Genomic DNA, 16874 nt, shown 5'->3' with positions numbered 1-16874 from the left:
TGTGGGGCATATTTACTAAGAGGGGACATTTTCGGGGATATGTGAGTTTCGGAGCTATGACTCTAAAAGCCTTTCCTACAGCATTAACTCTGTTGTTTGCCGTATGTTTTCCTGTGCATGCCGATTTCTCGTCAGCAAAGGAAGATCTGAAAATCATTGAAGCACAGCTGGATAAGCCAACTACTCTGTACTGTGGCTGCAGACTTATATTCAAATCAGAAGATCGCTATCTTCCAGAGCTGAACAGCTGTGGCTATGCAGTGCGTGAGGATAAAATCAGAGCAAACCGTATTGAGGCAGAACATATTGTTCCAGCGTATGTCTTTGGTCATACTCTTTCCTGCTGGGTAAATGCTCCTAAAGGTCAGGGTAGGGCGCAGTGTGAACTTATAAGTCCTCTTTTTGACCGTATGGAGTCGGATTTACATAATCTTTATCCCGCCATAGGAGAGGTTAATGGCGACAGAAGCAACTATGCTTTTACCAACCGCATTAACTCCGGTTCTGAGACATTTACTTACGGTCGCTGTGAGCTGAAGATTTCTCCAAAACTAGGCGAAGCTGTTCCTCCCGACAGAGCAAAGGGAATTATAGCCAGAGCTTATTTATACATGAGCCAGCGCTACAATCTTGCACTAACTGTTGCTGAAGAAAAGCTGTTTAATGCGTGGAATGACAGGTTTCGTCCTGATAGGAATGAATGCAGACGCAATGAGCTGATTGAACTTGTCCAGGGAAACGATAATCCATTCATTACAGAGAAGTGTAAATATCTATCATTAAGACAGAAGAAAAGCGTTGTGAACTAAACTGAATTGGTTGTGTTGACTAATTCATTTTTTTGATGTTGAGTTAAATATAATTCGGCTCTATAATGAAAACAAGGCAGGAGATTCCCCAATCTCCCGCCTTGAATTAGGAAGTTCTATCCTACCATACGGCTGAAGACCATAACAGTAGGAATAGAACAGCTATTAAAATTACTAAGGTTTTCATGATGATCCTTAGGTTAATTGTTAATATTTAGTCCTATAGCTACCGTAGAGCCATTGGCCGATGGCTCTACTAGCAGATAGAACCACCTCTGCTGAGAGCCCTCAGCATTATCTCTATTATATCATTTCTACATTCTTTATCATATTGATTTCAAAAGATATTTATCTATAGTTAGAAATTTTTTTGTCTGTATCTTCAAATCTTCCTAATGCTCTTGTTATGATTAGTAACAAGAATACTTCAAAGGTAATATCCTATGTCAAAGCTGATTTCTCTAATAACACTGATTGCTTTTCTTAATCTTCAGGCATGCTCATCTCAGCCTAAGATCCAGAGAACTCCTGAAGAAGCAGAACTGCTCAAACCGGCTGTTGTAGAAACAGATACAGAGCTTGCAGAACAGACAGAGAAGAAAGAAGAGCCTCAGAAGGAAATGACCTTTGGCGAGTACGTTTATGTAGGAGTGATGTCTACTGTTGTAGCCGGAGCTTTAATTGCCGGTGAAGTATTTAAGAATACTCACTAATTCCGTTTTACAAGGCTTCAAACCATGTTCTAAACAGTTCAGATTATGTAATTCTATAAATATATAATGTAACTTTACGTTACATATTGACAATGTAACTTCATGTGCTAATATGATTTTATAATCATACATAACATTGCGAGGATATATTTATGGAAAACACAGCAGACGCATTAGATCTTGAACAGTTAAACTCTAAAATAAGCACCATCAGAAGTAACATGGCAAAAGCCAGCAATGACACACCTTCTGAAGCTATCAAGTTCGCAGATCCCGATAAGGATGGCTGTTTACCTTTAACTCCTCGTTTCGCTCCTTATGTAGAGCAGATAAAGAAGCAGTTCAACAAGAAAATTTCCATTGATGATCTCTGGTTTGCCATGAACCAGAAGATGTTCCGCGACATTAAGCGCAATCAGATAAAAGCCATATCCCACTCAGACATTATTTCCTATCTTGAGGTGTGTCTATCCAACAACCTTGATCCTCTGTGTGGAGATACCATAGCCACATACTATGACGGTAAGAACAATGTGCTTAAGGCTCAGATCTTACTTCAGGGTTATTACGTTATTTATGCCAATAACACCAATTCTGACGGTTTTGAATTCACTATCAGTGACAGCATTGTAAAGAAAGAAGTTCAGATAAACAGATGGGAATACAATCAGCAGTTAGGTAGAAACGAAAAGAAGACTATCACTGTGACTAAAGAGGTTCCTGCACGTGTTGAATGCCGTATCTACCGTAAGGACACTTCTCATCCTGCAGTAGGGTATGCTTTCCCTTCAGATATAGGCTCAACCGGTGCCTGGACTGAACATCCTGAACAGATGATGTGCAACCGAGCTTTTACCCGTGCCATGAGAGTTGCCTACAGTATCAGAGGTGACTTCGAGGACGATGTACCGGAGATTACCGGCTCTCCTATCAATGCTGCCATGCAGATGAATATCGAACATCAGAAGATTTATGACGTACTGAATGAAGCTTTGGATAAGTGCCACTGTACCCATGATATGAAGATCTTAATTGACTCGGCAAGAACTGAGATTAACCATCTACCGGACGAATTCAGAGCACGTTTTGTAAAGAAAGCCAATGAAATGAACGAGCTGTTCAAACAACAGGCTGCAGATAATTCAGCTACTGCAGGAAATGATGCGGTACAGAATACTGTTAATGCTGCACCTGCAGAAGCAGCCAATGATTACAGTGGAGAACAGACCGTTCAAACTGCATAAACGGCTTATATAAAGGACATTTGTTGTGTATTGGCCTTAACCGTTGCCCCATATTGCGGTTAAGGTCTTTTTTTAGCATATTTCGCTGATGACTATGACTTTTTTCCACAGTGTGGAAATTTCCCCTCCAAAGGAAAACTTTCAAAAACATATTCAGTAAAATACAGATTTGTTGCGCTACTATTGCAACAATTTGCCCATTATTGCGATAATCTGCAACTTAATATATTTGTAAATCAACGAGTAAGCTTATTTGTCTGATTTTGCTATTTGAGCAATCTTTTTTATCAATTAAGCTTAAAGGAAAGGTATATGAGTAAAATCCTATCAGATTACAAGGTTCGACTGTTACCAGCAGCGGGTCTTGCTGTAGGTTCTATCCGTTCATTGGTCAGGATTATTCTTGATGATAACAACCCGATAGAGGAGCTAGACAGCTATAACACTTCCCCTGTGGAGGAATATCTCCAGACTGTCTGGGATGATGCGCTAAACCGTCTGTTTGACATTGCGGTTAAGACAGCATTCAGAGAATGGGAAGGTGAACTCCATATCGGAAATCTTGATCAATTCAGAGAAAAAGTCTTACTGAACGTTGCTAAATTCATTATCGGTAGCTGTTACGACCGTTTTAGCGGTGAAACAGAGCTTGATATAGCTGAACTCGTAAACATAAATATACAGATTGCAGAAACCCTCTATGAGTTAAATGCTTATTCGCTGATATTTAACCTGGATGGGAAAATCCATGTCAGCGGTAGTAACGAAACCGCCATGAAGGATATTCTGCAGATCATGGAAACAAGATCATCAGCCTACAGAAAGATTCGAGAAAAGCGAAACACTCTTTCTGCAGACGAGATAAGCAGATTCACGGAAGGCGCATTCACCCTGAATACCATGAAGATTTAGGTGAATGGATTAAAGATAGAACATACGGAATTTCAAAATGTCAGACTTATTAAAACAGCTTTCAAGCCTTCCAGATACTTTCGACAATTTTAACAACAGAATTGACTCGGTTAAGGAAATGTTTTCCGGTAACAGCACACAGCTTACCGGAGTACAGGAAATAGAACTCGATAAGATTGAAACCAGGGAACAGGTGAGAACAGTTTTCTCAGACAGTGCTCTGGAGAAACTTGGTAAGACCATCAAGGAGCAGGGACTTCTAAATCCGATTACCGTTTACTTTGAGAACGGCAAATACTTTGTTATCTGCGGTGAAAGACGTTACAGAGCCAGCAAGAGAATTGGTGCTAAGACCATTAAGGCGATTGTACGTGATAAGCCAAAGAACGAGTTTGAACGTATTGCAATGCAGGTCGTTGAAAACCTTCACCGTGACAATCCTCCTGCTGTGGATATTGTAAAGGCAGTAACTCAATTAGAGCAGGGTGGCGTTAAGGTTGATGAAATCTGCCAGATGCTCTCGGTAAAAAAGTCCTATTTATATGTAATGCTGAAGATCGGACGTGAACTTGATGCTCTCGAAATGCAGAGTTTTGTAGACTTAAACCTTAATTTCCTGAAAAAGTTCGCTGCAGTTAAGGAAAAGAAGCGTGAACTTGCCAAGGGCGTTGTTGAAAAGGTTAACGAAATCTTCTGTGAGATTAACCCTGAAGATGATAGGGACGAGGAAGAATTAAGACAGATTAAGCAGACTGCAGCCAATAAGGTGCTTGATGCAGCAATTAAAAAGCTTAAGAGTTCTGTTACTGCAAAAGAAGTTTCTGAGAAAACGGTTAGTGAGGAAATATTTGGAGACAAACTGTCTGTCAAATGGTCACGTTTAGACGAAATCATGCCGAATACTGCAGAATTGGTTCAGGATTATGTAACTCAGACAAACAAGGATTTAGAGGAGGTTATAGCTGAAGCTCTTGCAGAGTATGTGATGAAATACTCAACCCATAAACCTTGATAGGGTGTACCAACATTAGGAAAACACAGGAAGCTTAGATATGCCAAAACACACAACAAATGACGAGCTCTCCGACACTAACGATGATAATAATATTAACGAGAGAGCCTCCAAAGAATGGAGATCACGTCAGAATAGCGTGAATAAAGGAAATAAAGGGGCATTACAGAGTGAAGAAAACGACTCAAAGACACCTAATCTTGTCTTGAGTCTTACCATGGTTAGAAAGTACACGTTTATTTACATCTTTACCGTGTACTTTTCACGTGACAATAAAAGAGCGTGGGAGAGAAGTATTTACCGTCTTTTAGGTTGGGACGGTGATATGAATAATATCAAGAACTTCCGCTATCAGCTCTGGAGACAGATAACCAGCCTTAGAAACGATTTTGGTGTCATTGTAGAAAGAGAGAAAGCACCTAAAGCCGAACAGGAAGGAGAAGGCTCAGCTTACTACGTTATTTCTGATTTTGGTGTGTTCAATCCGTTTAAACTGACCAAAATGCTTGATGAAAACTCACATATATTTGAGAGAGCGGTGGCTACTCTAGTAACTACCTCCAAACAGGGAGAGAAACAGAGAGTTAGACCGGAATTAGGAGAGGAAGACTTGTAGTTTATATACGAAATTTTTATAGCCTGTCGCTTTTTGACAGGCTAAATTTATTGACTAAGTTAAAACTAAAAAGGGCATTATTGCCCTTTTGTGTTTGGTCTCCAAATTCTATGTCTTACTTAAGATTATTTTTAAGACCTGCTACAAACTTTAGAAGTTCATTTGTTTTTGTGTTCTTGTCTGCTGAATATATCTCTATATTGAATACCACTCCTTTCTGAAGTGAGAATGCAGATATGAACTTATATTTTTCTCCATTCAGTACAGAATTTCCGGCTATATAAATAGAATCTTCGTCTCTTCCCATATACTTTGTTGATGAAGCAGAAACCTCGGCTTGATAATCTAAATTCTCTGCTCCCTTTTTCATGTTTTCATCGACGAGTTTATTCAATGAAGCACTGTCTACGTTAAAACGTTTAGCCATTTCTTCCAAAAATGACTGCTTTGAGAAGATATATTTCTGTTTAAGATTCTTTATGGCACCGAATGTAGGGAACTGAGGTACTTCAATTCCAGACTTGACCTTGTTTAATGAATTACAGTCAACGAAGAATACCGGAATATCTGCTTTTGGAGTTGTTGATTTTGCCTGTTGTAGTAAGTTTTTTTCAATAGGATCAGTTGAATGCAGTTCACAGAGGTTGTTTGGCAGACTGTATTTGAAATGTTCTCCTAATGTAGTGAATCTTTCTGCTTGTTTTACGTTCGACATTATTTCAGCGGTTTCACATACGGCTTTAATACCTGTTTTTTGGCATTCGTTATCAACAATGTTTCTCGCTACTACAAAATCTGAGCTATATCCATTAGTGACCTTTCCTATCGCTAATTTGTAAAGCGCAAGATTTAATGCTAAGAAAGTTGTTGGGTTTTTTATTTTTTTTACACAGTCGCCATATGCGTCTATTGTCTTTCTTTGCTCTGCACTATGAGTTAAGGCAAAATCTACATCCTGATTGGTATTTATAGATTCCTTATACCTTTGAGCAAATGTTCGTATTAAATTATTAACATCATCAAATGTTTTACCTGGATTTTGGGATTGTGAAACTATCGTGGAAATATCTTCTTGATTACATCTTTCTAACAACTTCTCGACACTTTGATCTGCATAAACGTAATTGCAAAATAATAGAGAAATACACACACACTTTAATAATTTCATTTTTTTCACTTATATTTAGAGTTGAGCAAAAATATAGTTTTGAATACAACTAAATAGAATTGCTAACTTATTGTAAATCAAAAAAAAGAAGATAGTTAATTTAGTTTTTTTTGAGGTTGCCTACTATCTCAGTATGTAATGATAATTATATCTTTCTATTCGTCATCCCCAACTATTAACTTCTTTATTCTTGCGCACTGATAATATAGTACATGTTGTTCAAATATAATGTAATATAAAATTACATTATATTATTGACACGTGTAACATAGAATGATATTCTGTAAACACAATTAAACATAACGTATGAAATATAAAATAATCTGGAGTATATAAAATGCGTGGAGTAAACAAGGTAATACTAGTAGGTACGTCAGGTGACGAGCCAACTTTCCGTCAGACAAACAACGGCACAGCAGTTGCTAATGTTTCTCTGTGTACCAACGACACCTATAAAGATAATGCAGGACAGACTGTAACCAGCTCAGAATGGCACCGTCTTGTATTCTGGGGCCGATTAGCCGACATAGCACATCAGTACGTGCATAAGGGCTCTAATCTTTATGTAGAAGGCAAAATTCAGACAAGATCCTACGACGACAAAGAGGGGAACAAGAGAACAGTAACCGAGATTGTGGTCAGCGAAATGAACTTACTGCCTTCAGGCAATGGAAACAACAGTAATGGTGGTTCACAGAATAATCAGAACTACGGAAATCAGCAGAATTATGGCAATAATGGTGGTTATGGCAAGGGCAACACCAACAGCTTTAATAATGCACAGTCGGCTAATCAGATGCCACAGCGTAGTTATCAGCCACAGATGGCTCAGAATCAGCCTACCAACAACTTTAATAATCAGCAGAGCTTTTCCAACTCACCAAACTCAAATGCTCCTGTGAGCGATGATCTTCCTTTCTAAAAGCTCCAGATAGAGAAGTCTCTATATGTCTCCTTGTAGGGACTTCTCACCTTTATTAAATAACTGTTAAGGAACATAGGATTATGCGAACTCTCGACATATTCAGGGATACTCTTGGCCTTGATAATGACCTAAAACCTTTACCTGCAGAGGATGATTTGACCTTAGAACAGAAAGAAGCTCTCTCTGTTTTAAATTCCGGAGCTAATGTCTTTCTGACAGGCGGTGCCGGTACAGGAAAGAGTTTCCTTATCAATCGTTTTAAAGCTCTGAATAAGGGTAAATCTATTCTTCTGACTGCACCAACAGGTATAGCAGCACAGCAGATCGGTGGAGCTACTCTGCATCGTACCTTTAAGATCCCTTCTAATCTGTTATCACCACATGAACAGCAGAAACATGTCAAGGCAATAAGCTCACTGTTAAGAAGTACTGATATTGTCATCATTGACGAAATCTCAATGTGTCGAGAGGACGTATTCACCTATGTAGTAAGGTTCATCGCTCAGGAAAACCTTAGACGAGGAAGAACAGAGAAGAAAGCTCCTATTCAGCTTATATGTGTAGGAGACTTCTTTCAGCTCCCGCCTGTTATCACTAACAGTGAACGAGAGTGTTGGCGTGAACTTTGGGGAAATAGTGAAGGTTTCGCCTTTCAGAGCAAAGCATGGGAATATATGCAGATTAAGACTATTGCCTTAACCGAGGTGGTAAGACAGAAAGATAACGCTTTTGCTACTGCTCTTAATAACATTCGTCTAAATAATGTATCCGGTCTGGATTACCTTAACAACAACCGCAGTCCTGATGAGATTGAGGACGCAATCTTTCTGTGCTCTAAAAATCAGAAAGCTGACGACATAAATTATCTGCGTCTGCAGGAGCTGGATGGAGACGAGTACGAATTCAAAATGGAGAAGAACGATCCCAACAAGGTGATAAAACGTTCTGATCTTGTCTGTGACGAGGTTCTGTCCTTAAAAGAGGGCGCAAGAGTAATGCTTCTAGTAAATGACTATGCAGGAGCTTATCAGAACGGCTCATTCGGCACAGTTGTTAAGATCCTTAGTGATGAAATCCATGTGCTGCTAGATACAAGCCGTGTAGTAGTATCTATTCAGCCCCACAAATGGACAATCTTTGACTATGAGCTAGGGGAGAGTGAAGACGGTAGTAAGGTGGTAGTTCCTCTCGAAAAAGCCTCTTATACACAGTTTCCTTTAAAGTTGGCCTATGCGATTACAATCCATAAGAGTCAGGGACAGACCTATGACAGCGTAAATATAGATGTGCAGGACATATTCGCCAACGGGCAGCTCTATGTTGCACTCAGTCGCTGCAGGAGCATTCAGAATACGTACTTTAACATGCCTTTGACCACAAGCAAATTAAAGGTATCCAAGACTGTATTGGAACAGTACAGAATGGCTTGCTAAAGGGGAGGGTAATATGGAGCTGTTTCAGGATGATTTTGTCTTTACAGAGGATGCGCATAAGATTAAGCATAAAACGACAATTGAAGACCGTCTATTGGAGCTTAGAGAGAGTAACGAACGCATAGTGCAGAAACTTGATAAGTGCTACCGTCAGTTACGGGAAAAGGATTTTAAGGACATTGATTTAAAGTTGGATATATTCCTTGGTAAGAAGCCTGATCCTGAGCTGAAACTGAAAAACAGGATTGGTGTTTTGGAATATGCGCTTTATCTTAATGTTGAAAATCAGCATATACTGAAAAGACAGTTGAAAGATGTAAAACAGAAGGAGGCGGGGTAAATGAGAAAAGAGGATAGAGGACTTGTATCAGTATTGACCATAGGAGGTCTCTTTATTATTGGCTTGGGAGTTTTTCTCTTTGTGAATGACAACAGAATAGAGTCTAATAGCCGGATGATAGAGGTAGGACAGGAGAATAGCGGCTGCTACTGCAATATTGAGTACTACGATTTTGACAAGGTAACTCCAGAGGCGGTTGAGAAAAACAAACAGAAATGCAAAGATGCTGCAGCAAAACTCTTTGGTGCTGAAAAAGCTGAAAATGTCCTAATCAGATATCAGAAACACAGATAAAAAAATGGCAGAGCCGGATAAAAGCTCTGCCGATGAGGTATGTGATAATTAACTATCCCATTATATACAGATACAAATTTTTTTATCAAAGGAAGAGGGGAAGGCTCTTCTTTGAAACACAATTCCATTTTTTTACTCCATAGCCTCGGTCTTGCCGGGGCGTTTTTTTAGTCAGACCTTGTATAGGATTGATCGCCAAAAAAAAGCCTTCGCTAGAACGAAGGCTAAAACTTAACAATAAGCTATTTCTATACAAAATTATTTCTTGTTTACAGCGTCCTTTAAAGCCTGACCTGCTGAGAATGCAGGAACTTTGCAGGCTGCAATCTTAATGGTTGCGCCTGTCTGTGGATTTCTGCCTTCACGTGCTTTACGCTGAGATACCTTGAAAGAGCCAAAACCGATTAGCTGAACAGGATCGCCTTTCTTTAGTGACTTGGTGATCTGCTCAAAGACTGCATCAATGGTTTTCTTTGTATCTGTCTTGGTTAGACCGGTTGATTTTGCAACTGCATCAACTAATTCTGTCTTATTCATTCTTGATTTCTCCTAAACGAGGAACAGCCCTCATTTACTAAGTTATACGATATACATGCGGTTTACAGCGATTTTTAATAAATTTATGAGATAAATCATAGAAAATCGTCTTGAAGCCTAGAGTAGCAAGCAATTATGAGCGTTTTCTTAGCTAAAGACGGATACGAGCAATAAGGAGTGACTATTTTAGTTGGTTCTAAAGAAGGCAAAGCAAATTATAGAATTCGATTTAACGTTTGCATTATTTCATGTTCTAAGAACATTGTTTTCTGTTCTAAAAAATAGATTAACTAATTGAGATTAAATAAAAAATCCACTTTAAAGTGGATAATCAGAACGAGCTCTGTGATATAATAGATATGCGGTTTAGCCGTAGGGTGGCTCTATTAACTTAGGGTCACTGGCATGACCCTAAGCAGTAGAGCTTTTTGTTAAACAATAAGAAAAGGATCTCAATATGAGAATCATTTATATCTTATTTTTAACCATGGTTTTACTGACATGGTCCCAGCCTGTATGGTAAAACCGTAGGTGAAGGGTGGAGAGCAATCTCTGCCCTTTGTCTTTATTATAGATCAGAAAATTCTATTTTTTTCATTGTATTTTATAGATCGCCTCCCTGTGCATTTTCCATTAGAAATGTTCAGCTACTTTTCCCCTAATCTATGACTTTTCCACGGTGGTTGAACGCTATACTTTCCACATAATCAGCTTTTCTAAGCAATCCATTTACTGCATTTCCACAATGTGGAATTGATGTTTTTTTTTGGGGGCTTTTGCCAACGTATATCTCACGATACGAGAATCGAAAGTTCATCAATAACATAAGGCTTACGAGAAACTCAGCCTTTGTTTTTGGTCGGAATCTAGTCGTTCTTTTCTGTAAGTACTATTTAAGTGATTACAGTTGAGGATCTTTTTTACAACAACTCCCAATGGGGACAATTATCTCCATTGGGGGATTGTTGTCCTTGTTGGCTTTACATATTAGGAGTCAACAATGGCTAATTTTAAAGAGCTGCATTTAGAGCAGAGTACTCAGGAATGGTTAGATGTGCGTAAACAGCATATAACAGCTACTGAAGTTGCACACATCATGTCCGGGTATGACAGTATCTTTTCTGTCGTGCAGAGTAAAAGAGGTGTCGGTATTCAGAAAGACATTTCTAATTACCCACCGGTCAAGGAAGGTAAATTGAAGGAGCCGAAAATCAGAGGTCTGATTGAACAGAAATTCCCTCAACTGCTTTCCGATGATGAGTTGTTCCTACCTCAACCTTGCTGCGAGTCTCTGGATGAGCCATATTTCATGGCAAGTCTTGATGGTTACAGTAATAAGGCTGATTTGATAGTTGAAATCAAGAATGTATTCTCCCGATACGACAAGAATTGGGATGAATTACTGCAGAAAGGTCTTAATGCGCCAATACCTAAAAAGTATGGCTATTACTATCAGGTGCAGTGGCAGCTGATGGTGACTAAGGCGAAAGCTGCAATGATTGTGTTTCACCATAGCAATGATGCAGAGGAAGTTAGTGCTGACAACATCAGGATTTTTCCTATAAAACCAAATGTCGAAGTGCAGAAAAAACTCAAGCAGATCGCTTTTAGGGTTAAGGAGATTATGCAGAATAATCTTCCCGTTGAACCAGAGCAAGGCGATAAGGTTATCGTTTCTGAACATACTTTACCTTCAGAAGTGTCGCAGCTTATTGAGGAATACAGAAACTCTGAAAACACCTATAAGGAGTTGTCAGCAAATCTGGATGTACTCAAGAAAGCTAGACAGAAAGTGGTTAACAGACTAGGTCAACTGCTGTTAACTGACAATCAGACTAGTGTTTGTACTAATGATTGGATGATTACAAGATCGATGAGAAAAGGCACTGTCAATTGGGACGGCATGCTCAGAGATGGAGTTATCACTGAGGAAATCCTGGAGAAGTATCGCAGCAGCGGAAATGCTTCTACAAGATTAACTTTAAAGGATGTTCAATAACACTTAATTCCTGGAGATCATCAGATCACCTTGTTTTAGACCCATGGGGCTATATGAAGCTCCGTGGGGACTCATATAGCCTTTAAGGAGACTATATGAAGAAAAATAGACCTCATAGCTTTAATTCTAGGTTCAAACAGCCTAAAATTAACCTAAGAGATTTAGATCAGAAGAGCCAATTAAGAGACGAGAATAGTAATAAAGAAAGTATATTCCGACCTTTTATCCTGCAGTGTTTTGCAGGTGTATTCGGATATTTCTTTGTTACCTGTATATCTCCGGCGTTAACGAAAGAGCAAATCTCGTATATTTGCGCTTTTGCTATGTTAAGTCTGTTAATTTGGTTCAAGATAGGAGATTAGACAATGGATTATTATTTTATCGGAGCTTTCATCCTAACAATGCTTGTTGTTAACCTGTTGGGATATTTAGCCACAAGACACAAATAGTTTCTCTGTTAAAACTCCTATTTGTACATCGGTAAAAACCGTTCAAAAGAAGACCTCGATCTGCAGAAATGCAAGTCGAGGCTTTTTTTTCATTGTCATCTGGTTTGTTTATTGTAATTTCAGATGATATACTGTAATAAAGAGTTATATTACAGCCATTAAATGAAGGTTGATTCTATGGTCAAAGATACTAAGCAGCTTGAAGACGAAATCAATAAACTTAAAGCAGAAGTAAGACAGTTAAAGCAGTCCCAGGAGCATAGAAAGAAATCTTCTAAAAAGCCAACCAAGGAAGAAAATCTTGTAGCATTGCAGAATAACAAGATTGAGCCGAAGGTTCTCTCTACCTTCCTTGCTCTGTTCAATATTACCGCCCAGGATTTCTGGCATGATAATGGTGATAACAACAGCAATTACATTCTTCGTATTCTTAACGGTACTCTGACTTTATCTGAATCCTATAAAGATGTCATTACCAGAAGTTTCAGAAATCTTGTAAACGAGATGGGTGATCCAGCCAACTGCAATAAGAGCACCTACACCACAATTGATGATAAGAAAGCCAAAGCGGATATTAAGACCGCATTTAAGGTAATCGGCTTACTTATGGAGGCTCAGAAGGAATATGCCTCTGCTGAGGAACGTAAAGCTATCGAGACATATTTACACTTTCTACAGAAGAATCTTAAAGAGTAAATTCCAAAACTTAAAGATTAAGGGGGCATGAGCCCCCTTTTTCGTTTCTATACATAATGAAACATTAACTGACTTTCCTAGAACATCATTTCCTGCTTTTCTGGTTCAAATTCCAATCTATTGCTACATATCTCCTTTATTCATAATAATTCTTCATAAATACAATATGTTAATTCGTATTTATATGTATACTATAATATAACGTTACATTATGTATTGTAATATTACATTACAAGTGCTAGAGTAAATTTACAGATAATCTCTAACACAAGGATATGTATATGGAGCAGTCAAATTTAGTCTATGTAATGGTCAGAGCAGAAGATTACAGAAAATACGAGAAATGGGAGCCTTTTGATTTCTATCAGGCCTTTGGTAAAGCTCTGTGGCAAAAGAAAGCCAGAACTTACTCCCTGAATGGAATCATTCATAACGACAGTAGGGAAACAGAGCTTATCTGCATTGTCTTTAAGGATTATCCATGGACGACAGCTAAATATGAAGTTAAGGTCGCTAATGATTTTCTGAAGAGGCTGTCCTATTGGGAACTTGCTGTCATTAACCATGAAACTGCAGAATTCGACTGCGACAGCTTGACACTTTCCTCTGGTATTTCTCATCTCTCTATAGCTTTTAAGCTCTTTAAAGCGGAACAGGGAGCTCCCGCTAATCAGGATTATCTGGAACGTTCACTTGTGGTCTAATCAAGGAGATTTACAAATGGCTATTTTAAAGAAAGATAAAAAGACCTTATTAAAAGAAGTCAAAGACATTCTCACCCACTACGGATCTGACTATAACCTCCATATCTCTCTGCGAGGAAACTGTTACGGTTTCAGTGGCAAGCAGATTGAACTCTTATACCGCTATGCCCGCAAGCTTGAAGTGTTACGTGTTCTGGACTTCTATACCGGAGAATTTGAGTCAACTGATCCCGCAGAGGAAGAGAGACTAATCGGTGAATGCACAGATTGGTTATATCACTTCGAACAGAGCGATAACAACTGCTCAAAACCGGTTCGCAAAGGCTCTCCTTACTATTGGAAAGATCTCACCGGAATTCCCGTATATAAAGCGGAGGAGGCTGCAAATGGTTAGTCAGGAACAATTAAAAAGACAGCAGGAACTTGTGAAACAGCGTCTGATGCAGCTAGGCAACAACGTAGCTTTAGAAAGGTGCGATTTTAGCCCCCTAACAGAGGATATCTGCGTTGCTCTTAACTATACAATCAACAACATTGAAATAAAGCTAAGACAGGCTAAAAGAAACAGTTTTAGAGGTTTTTTATGAATAAACGATTAGGCATGGCTCTATCCGCCATAGCTGTAACTCTGACTATAACCGGTTGTGCTCACCCGAATGCGGACCGTGAAGGGCATCTGCTTGGAGATATAAATGCTCTAAAGTCAGTTGCTGCAAATGGTACAAATATCAGTGAAGTACGTAAGGTTCTGGGAACACCTTCATATGTATCGAAGACTGCTGATGGTGACGTATACGTATATAGCTATAAGGTTAACTTTCCCTTTGAAGGTTACAACCCAGCCTTGGCCTTTGTAAATGAAATGCGACATAACAAGGCAAACGTCCTAAACGATGACATTCAGGCCGTAGCTATGACCAACAAGAATATCGCTTTAAAGACTGATAACAGCGGCATTATCAAAGAAACCTACGTATTTGGCTATAAGTACCTATATAGCAGAAGTGCCAAAGGAACTGCTGCCAACGCCTACTGTGTTACCGAACTAACTGATGACGATCTTCAAAGCGACGTAAACTTCTCCCGATATGTCATCGAAGCCGATACCGATAAGCAGCAAAAGACTTCTGCAGACTTCGATTTAATGCTTAACGACAAGCTTAATAAACTCTTAGGAGAAAAGCTTGCCCTAAACAAAAACGTAACCATCAATAAGGAGGACGGTGAAAAGATAGCAGCTCACCCAAAACTACTAATAAACACCTACTGTAATGAAATTACCTGTAACAAATAACTATTAAGGAAATGAAAATATGTTGAAGAAAATTACTCTAACTCTTGGTTTAGCTTCTGTTATTGCTCTAACCGGCTGTGCAACTAACCACCATACCACCCGCAATGAGAAACTATTAGATGTGACCAGAGTAGAGAAGTTCATTACTAAAGATCAGTCTACCTTATCTGATGTACGTGAGCTGATTGGTACTCCTGCTTACGCAGCAAAGACTGTTCAGGGTAATGATATTGTCGGTTACTCTTTTGTCGGTGAACGCTCTGGTGCTTCTGCTGCAGGTCACGCCATTGCAGATATTCTGACTTTAGGTATTGCAGCAGATGACGAGCATAAAACCGTACAGAAGAACATTTATTTCCTGCTAGACGACAATAAAGTTGTTAAAGACATTAAATACGGTGGATACATGGGTATCTATCACTTCGGTTCTCTAGGTGCTTCTCAATACATGAAGGCTTTAAGAAAGATGACCGATGAGGAGTTAAGACAGACCGTAAACTATTCAGATGACTACATCATTAACTCATGGAAACAGTACATTATTGAGAAGAAACCAGAGGATGTAGCTAAAGTCGCTGCAGACAAGAAAAAGACCATCGAGGAGCTTGATGAGGATGATGTAATCTATCCTTATAACTCAATCCCAGGTATTCTTTACTTAAGTGCCAAGGACTGCTTTGGTGATGTAACCAACTATGAGAATAATGCCTTTGGCGGAAAGCTGCCTAATGACGGTGTGAAGTCAGCTCTGCTGCTTGGTGAATAGGATGAATAGATAACTACTCTTATTCAGACTAATAAAGGATAAGCCCTAAAAAAAGCTTATCCTTTTTTTATCTTCTAGCATTACGCACAATCTCTAATAAATCTTCATACGGATTATCTTTACGTAAAAAACAAGTTGCTATAACAGCAAATAGGAAGGTTAAGAATAAAGAACTCAACAGACTTGAGTAAATAGAAAAATCAGAGTCAATTAAGTAATAACCAAAACTTAATAAAAAGAAAATAGGCGAACTAATAGCTAATTTTTTTGCAATTCTGATTCTTTGATTCTTAGAAAATTGAATACGGTTTATGCGTTTTTTAGCAACAATAGTCTTAAGATTTATATCTGAATATTTCTGTCCATTAGAACTTATTTTGCCTACTATTGCTACTTTTCCTATAAATTTATGGATTGTGAAGTAATGGATACCCCTTCTGTAATTAAAACTAAAACTTGAGCCTCTAGCTCTTTCCTCACCAGTGTATTTCTCATCTCTTATGTTAATTACCGCATTAGCACCAAATTCAGTTAAATAATGATTAAAATAACTTTCCATATCATGAGGATTTCGAACCTCGACAAATATTTCAAAATTTGAATCCTCTAAAACGATGTTGCCATCTGGTAATTTATCGTTTCCGAATGAAAATATAGGAGTGGTAGGAATGACAAACCTTAGCTCGTCTTTATCAGCAATTGATACAGCAGTGGCTTTATTTCCTTTGGGAGTTGGAATGACATCAAATTTGACAGCCTGACCGATTTTTATCTTATCTTTATCTTCATTTAATACATCGTTAAGATGAAAGAATACTGTTTCTTGTTCTGTTTGGATAAAACCATATCCTTTATCTGCAACAAAACTTTTGACGATACCAAATTCCATTTCACATGCCCAATAGAAAGCTTATATAACGTTCTTTTTCTGCTAACTATTATCGCATATAAAGATATTCTTGC

The 16874-nt window shown here is 38.6% G+C and carries 20 protein-coding genes; 17 read left to right on the top strand and 3 right to left on the bottom strand.

Annotation, left to right across the window (positions count from 1 at the left end):
* The first annotated feature begins 41 nt into the window (after positions 1 to 41).
* The 6 genes from BM308_RS00385 to BM308_RS00360 all read left to right on the top strand — a co-directional run bounded on the left by BM308_RS00385 (position 42) and on the right by BM308_RS00360 (position 5306).
* Positions 42 to 809, top strand: coding sequence for an endonuclease (locus BM308_RS00385; RefSeq protein ID WP_306704478.1), 768 nt, complete (start codon positions 42 to 44; stop codon positions 807 to 809).
* Positions 810 to 1252: 443 nt separating this feature from the next.
* Positions 1253 to 1522: a hypothetical protein gene (locus BM308_RS00380; protein ID WP_074942325.1), complete on the top strand. Its 270-nt coding sequence runs from the start codon at positions 1253 to 1255 to the stop codon at positions 1520 to 1522.
* A 152-nt stretch (positions 1523 to 1674) separates the two neighbouring features.
* A complete protein-coding gene (locus tag BM308_RS00375; RefSeq protein WP_074942324.1) occupies positions 1675 to 2766 on the top strand; it encodes a recombinase RecT in 1092 nt (363 codons plus the stop codon).
* Positions 2767 to 3078: 312 nt separating this feature from the next.
* Positions 3079 to 3678, top strand: a complete 600-nt coding sequence (locus BM308_RS00370) for a hypothetical protein (RefSeq protein ID WP_074942323.1) — start codon at positions 3079 to 3081, stop codon at positions 3676 to 3678.
* 37 nt (positions 3679 to 3715) lie between these two features.
* Positions 3716 to 4690 (top strand): ParB/RepB/Spo0J family partition protein, encoded by a 975-nt coding sequence (locus tag BM308_RS00365; protein WP_074942322.1) that lies wholly within the window; start codon positions 3716 to 3718, stop codon positions 4688 to 4690.
* Positions 4691 to 4730: 40 nt separating this feature from the next.
* Positions 4731 to 5306, top strand: coding sequence for a hypothetical protein (locus BM308_RS00360; RefSeq protein WP_074942321.1), 576 nt, complete (start codon positions 4731 to 4733; stop codon positions 5304 to 5306).
* A gap of 115 nt (positions 5307 to 5421) precedes the next feature.
* Here the strand turns inward: BM308_RS00360 and BM308_RS00355 are convergent, their stop codons facing one another.
* Positions 5422 to 6474: a hypothetical protein gene (locus BM308_RS00355; RefSeq protein ID WP_074942320.1), complete on the bottom strand. Its 1053-nt coding sequence runs from the start codon at positions 6472 to 6474 to the stop codon at positions 5422 to 5424.
* A gap of 337 nt (positions 6475 to 6811) precedes the next feature.
* On the opposite strand from BM308_RS00355, the gene BM308_RS00350 reads away from it, so the two are divergent.
* From BM308_RS00350 to BM308_RS00335, 4 genes are all read left to right on the top strand, one after another.
* Positions 6812 to 7396, top strand: coding sequence for a single-stranded DNA-binding protein (locus BM308_RS00350; protein ID WP_074942319.1), 585 nt, complete (start codon positions 6812 to 6814; stop codon positions 7394 to 7396).
* A gap of 83 nt (positions 7397 to 7479) precedes the next feature.
* Positions 7480 to 8832, top strand: a complete 1353-nt coding sequence (locus tag BM308_RS00345; RefSeq protein WP_074942318.1) for an ATP-dependent DNA helicase — start codon at positions 7480 to 7482, stop codon at positions 8830 to 8832.
* A 13-nt stretch (positions 8833 to 8845) separates the two neighbouring features.
* Positions 8846 to 9172 carry a hypothetical protein gene (locus BM308_RS00340; protein ID WP_074942317.1) on the top strand — a complete coding sequence of 109 codons (327 nt, stop codon included), beginning with the start codon at positions 8846 to 8848 and terminating at the stop codon, positions 9170 to 9172.
* Complete coding sequence (locus BM308_RS00335) at positions 9173 to 9466, top strand: hypothetical protein (protein WP_074942316.1); 294 nt, start codon at positions 9173 to 9175, stop codon at positions 9464 to 9466.
* A gap of 258 nt (positions 9467 to 9724) precedes the next feature.
* Here the strand turns inward: BM308_RS00335 and BM308_RS00330 are convergent, their stop codons facing one another.
* Entirely contained in the window at positions 9725 to 10003 is a 279-nt protein-coding gene (locus BM308_RS00330) for an HU family DNA-binding protein (RefSeq protein WP_074942315.1), read from the bottom strand.
* A gap of 1000 nt (positions 10004 to 11003) precedes the next feature.
* Here BM308_RS00330 and BM308_RS00325 point away from each other — a divergent pair.
* From BM308_RS00325 to BM308_RS00290, 7 genes are all read left to right on the top strand, one after another.
* Positions 11004 to 12002 (top strand): lambda-exonuclease family protein, encoded by a 999-nt coding sequence (locus BM308_RS00325; RefSeq protein WP_074942314.1) that lies wholly within the window; start codon positions 11004 to 11006, stop codon positions 12000 to 12002.
* Between the two features lie 626 nt (positions 12003 to 12628).
* Positions 12629 to 13147, top strand: a complete 519-nt coding sequence (locus BM308_RS00315) for a hypothetical protein (protein WP_143098538.1) — start codon at positions 12629 to 12631, stop codon at positions 13145 to 13147.
* A 281-nt stretch (positions 13148 to 13428) separates the two neighbouring features.
* On the top strand, positions 13429 to 13851 hold the full coding sequence (locus tag BM308_RS00310) for a hypothetical protein (RefSeq protein ID WP_074942311.1): 423 nt from the start codon (positions 13429 to 13431) through the stop codon (positions 13849 to 13851).
* Positions 13852 to 13867: 16 nt separating this feature from the next.
* Positions 13868 to 14245: a hypothetical protein gene (locus BM308_RS00305; RefSeq protein ID WP_074942310.1), complete on the top strand. Its 378-nt coding sequence runs from the start codon at positions 13868 to 13870 to the stop codon at positions 14243 to 14245.
* Entirely contained in the window at positions 14238 to 14438 is a 201-nt protein-coding gene (locus BM308_RS00300) for a hypothetical protein (RefSeq protein ID WP_074942309.1), read from the top strand. The genes BM308_RS00305 and BM308_RS00300 overlap by 8 nt, the downstream gene beginning before the upstream one ends.
* Complete coding sequence (locus BM308_RS00295; RefSeq protein ID WP_074942308.1) at positions 14435 to 15145, top strand: hypothetical protein; 711 nt, start codon at positions 14435 to 14437, stop codon at positions 15143 to 15145. Before BM308_RS00300 ends, BM308_RS00295 begins: the two co-directional genes overlap by 4 nt.
* Before the next feature lie 19 nt (positions 15146 to 15164).
* The gene (locus BM308_RS00290) at positions 15165 to 15911 is read left to right on the top strand and encodes a hypothetical protein (protein ID WP_074942307.1); all 747 of its coding nucleotides are present in this window, start codon (positions 15165 to 15167) and stop codon (positions 15909 to 15911) included.
* A gap of 67 nt (positions 15912 to 15978) precedes the next feature.
* Here BM308_RS00290 and BM308_RS00285 read toward each other — a convergent pair whose 3' ends face one another.
* Positions 15979 to 16800, bottom strand: a complete 822-nt coding sequence (locus tag BM308_RS00285; RefSeq protein ID WP_074942306.1) for a cold-shock protein — start codon at positions 16798 to 16800, stop codon at positions 15979 to 15981.
* Between the last annotated feature and the right edge of the window lie 74 nt (positions 16801 to 16874).

The organism is Succinivibrio dextrinosolvens (assembly GCF_900116345.1).
Taxonomy (GTDB): Bacteria; Pseudomonadota; Gammaproteobacteria; order Enterobacterales; family Succinivibrionaceae; genus Succinivibrio; species Succinivibrio dextrinosolvens_B.
This window is presented reverse-complemented; position numbering and strand designations above follow the sequence as displayed.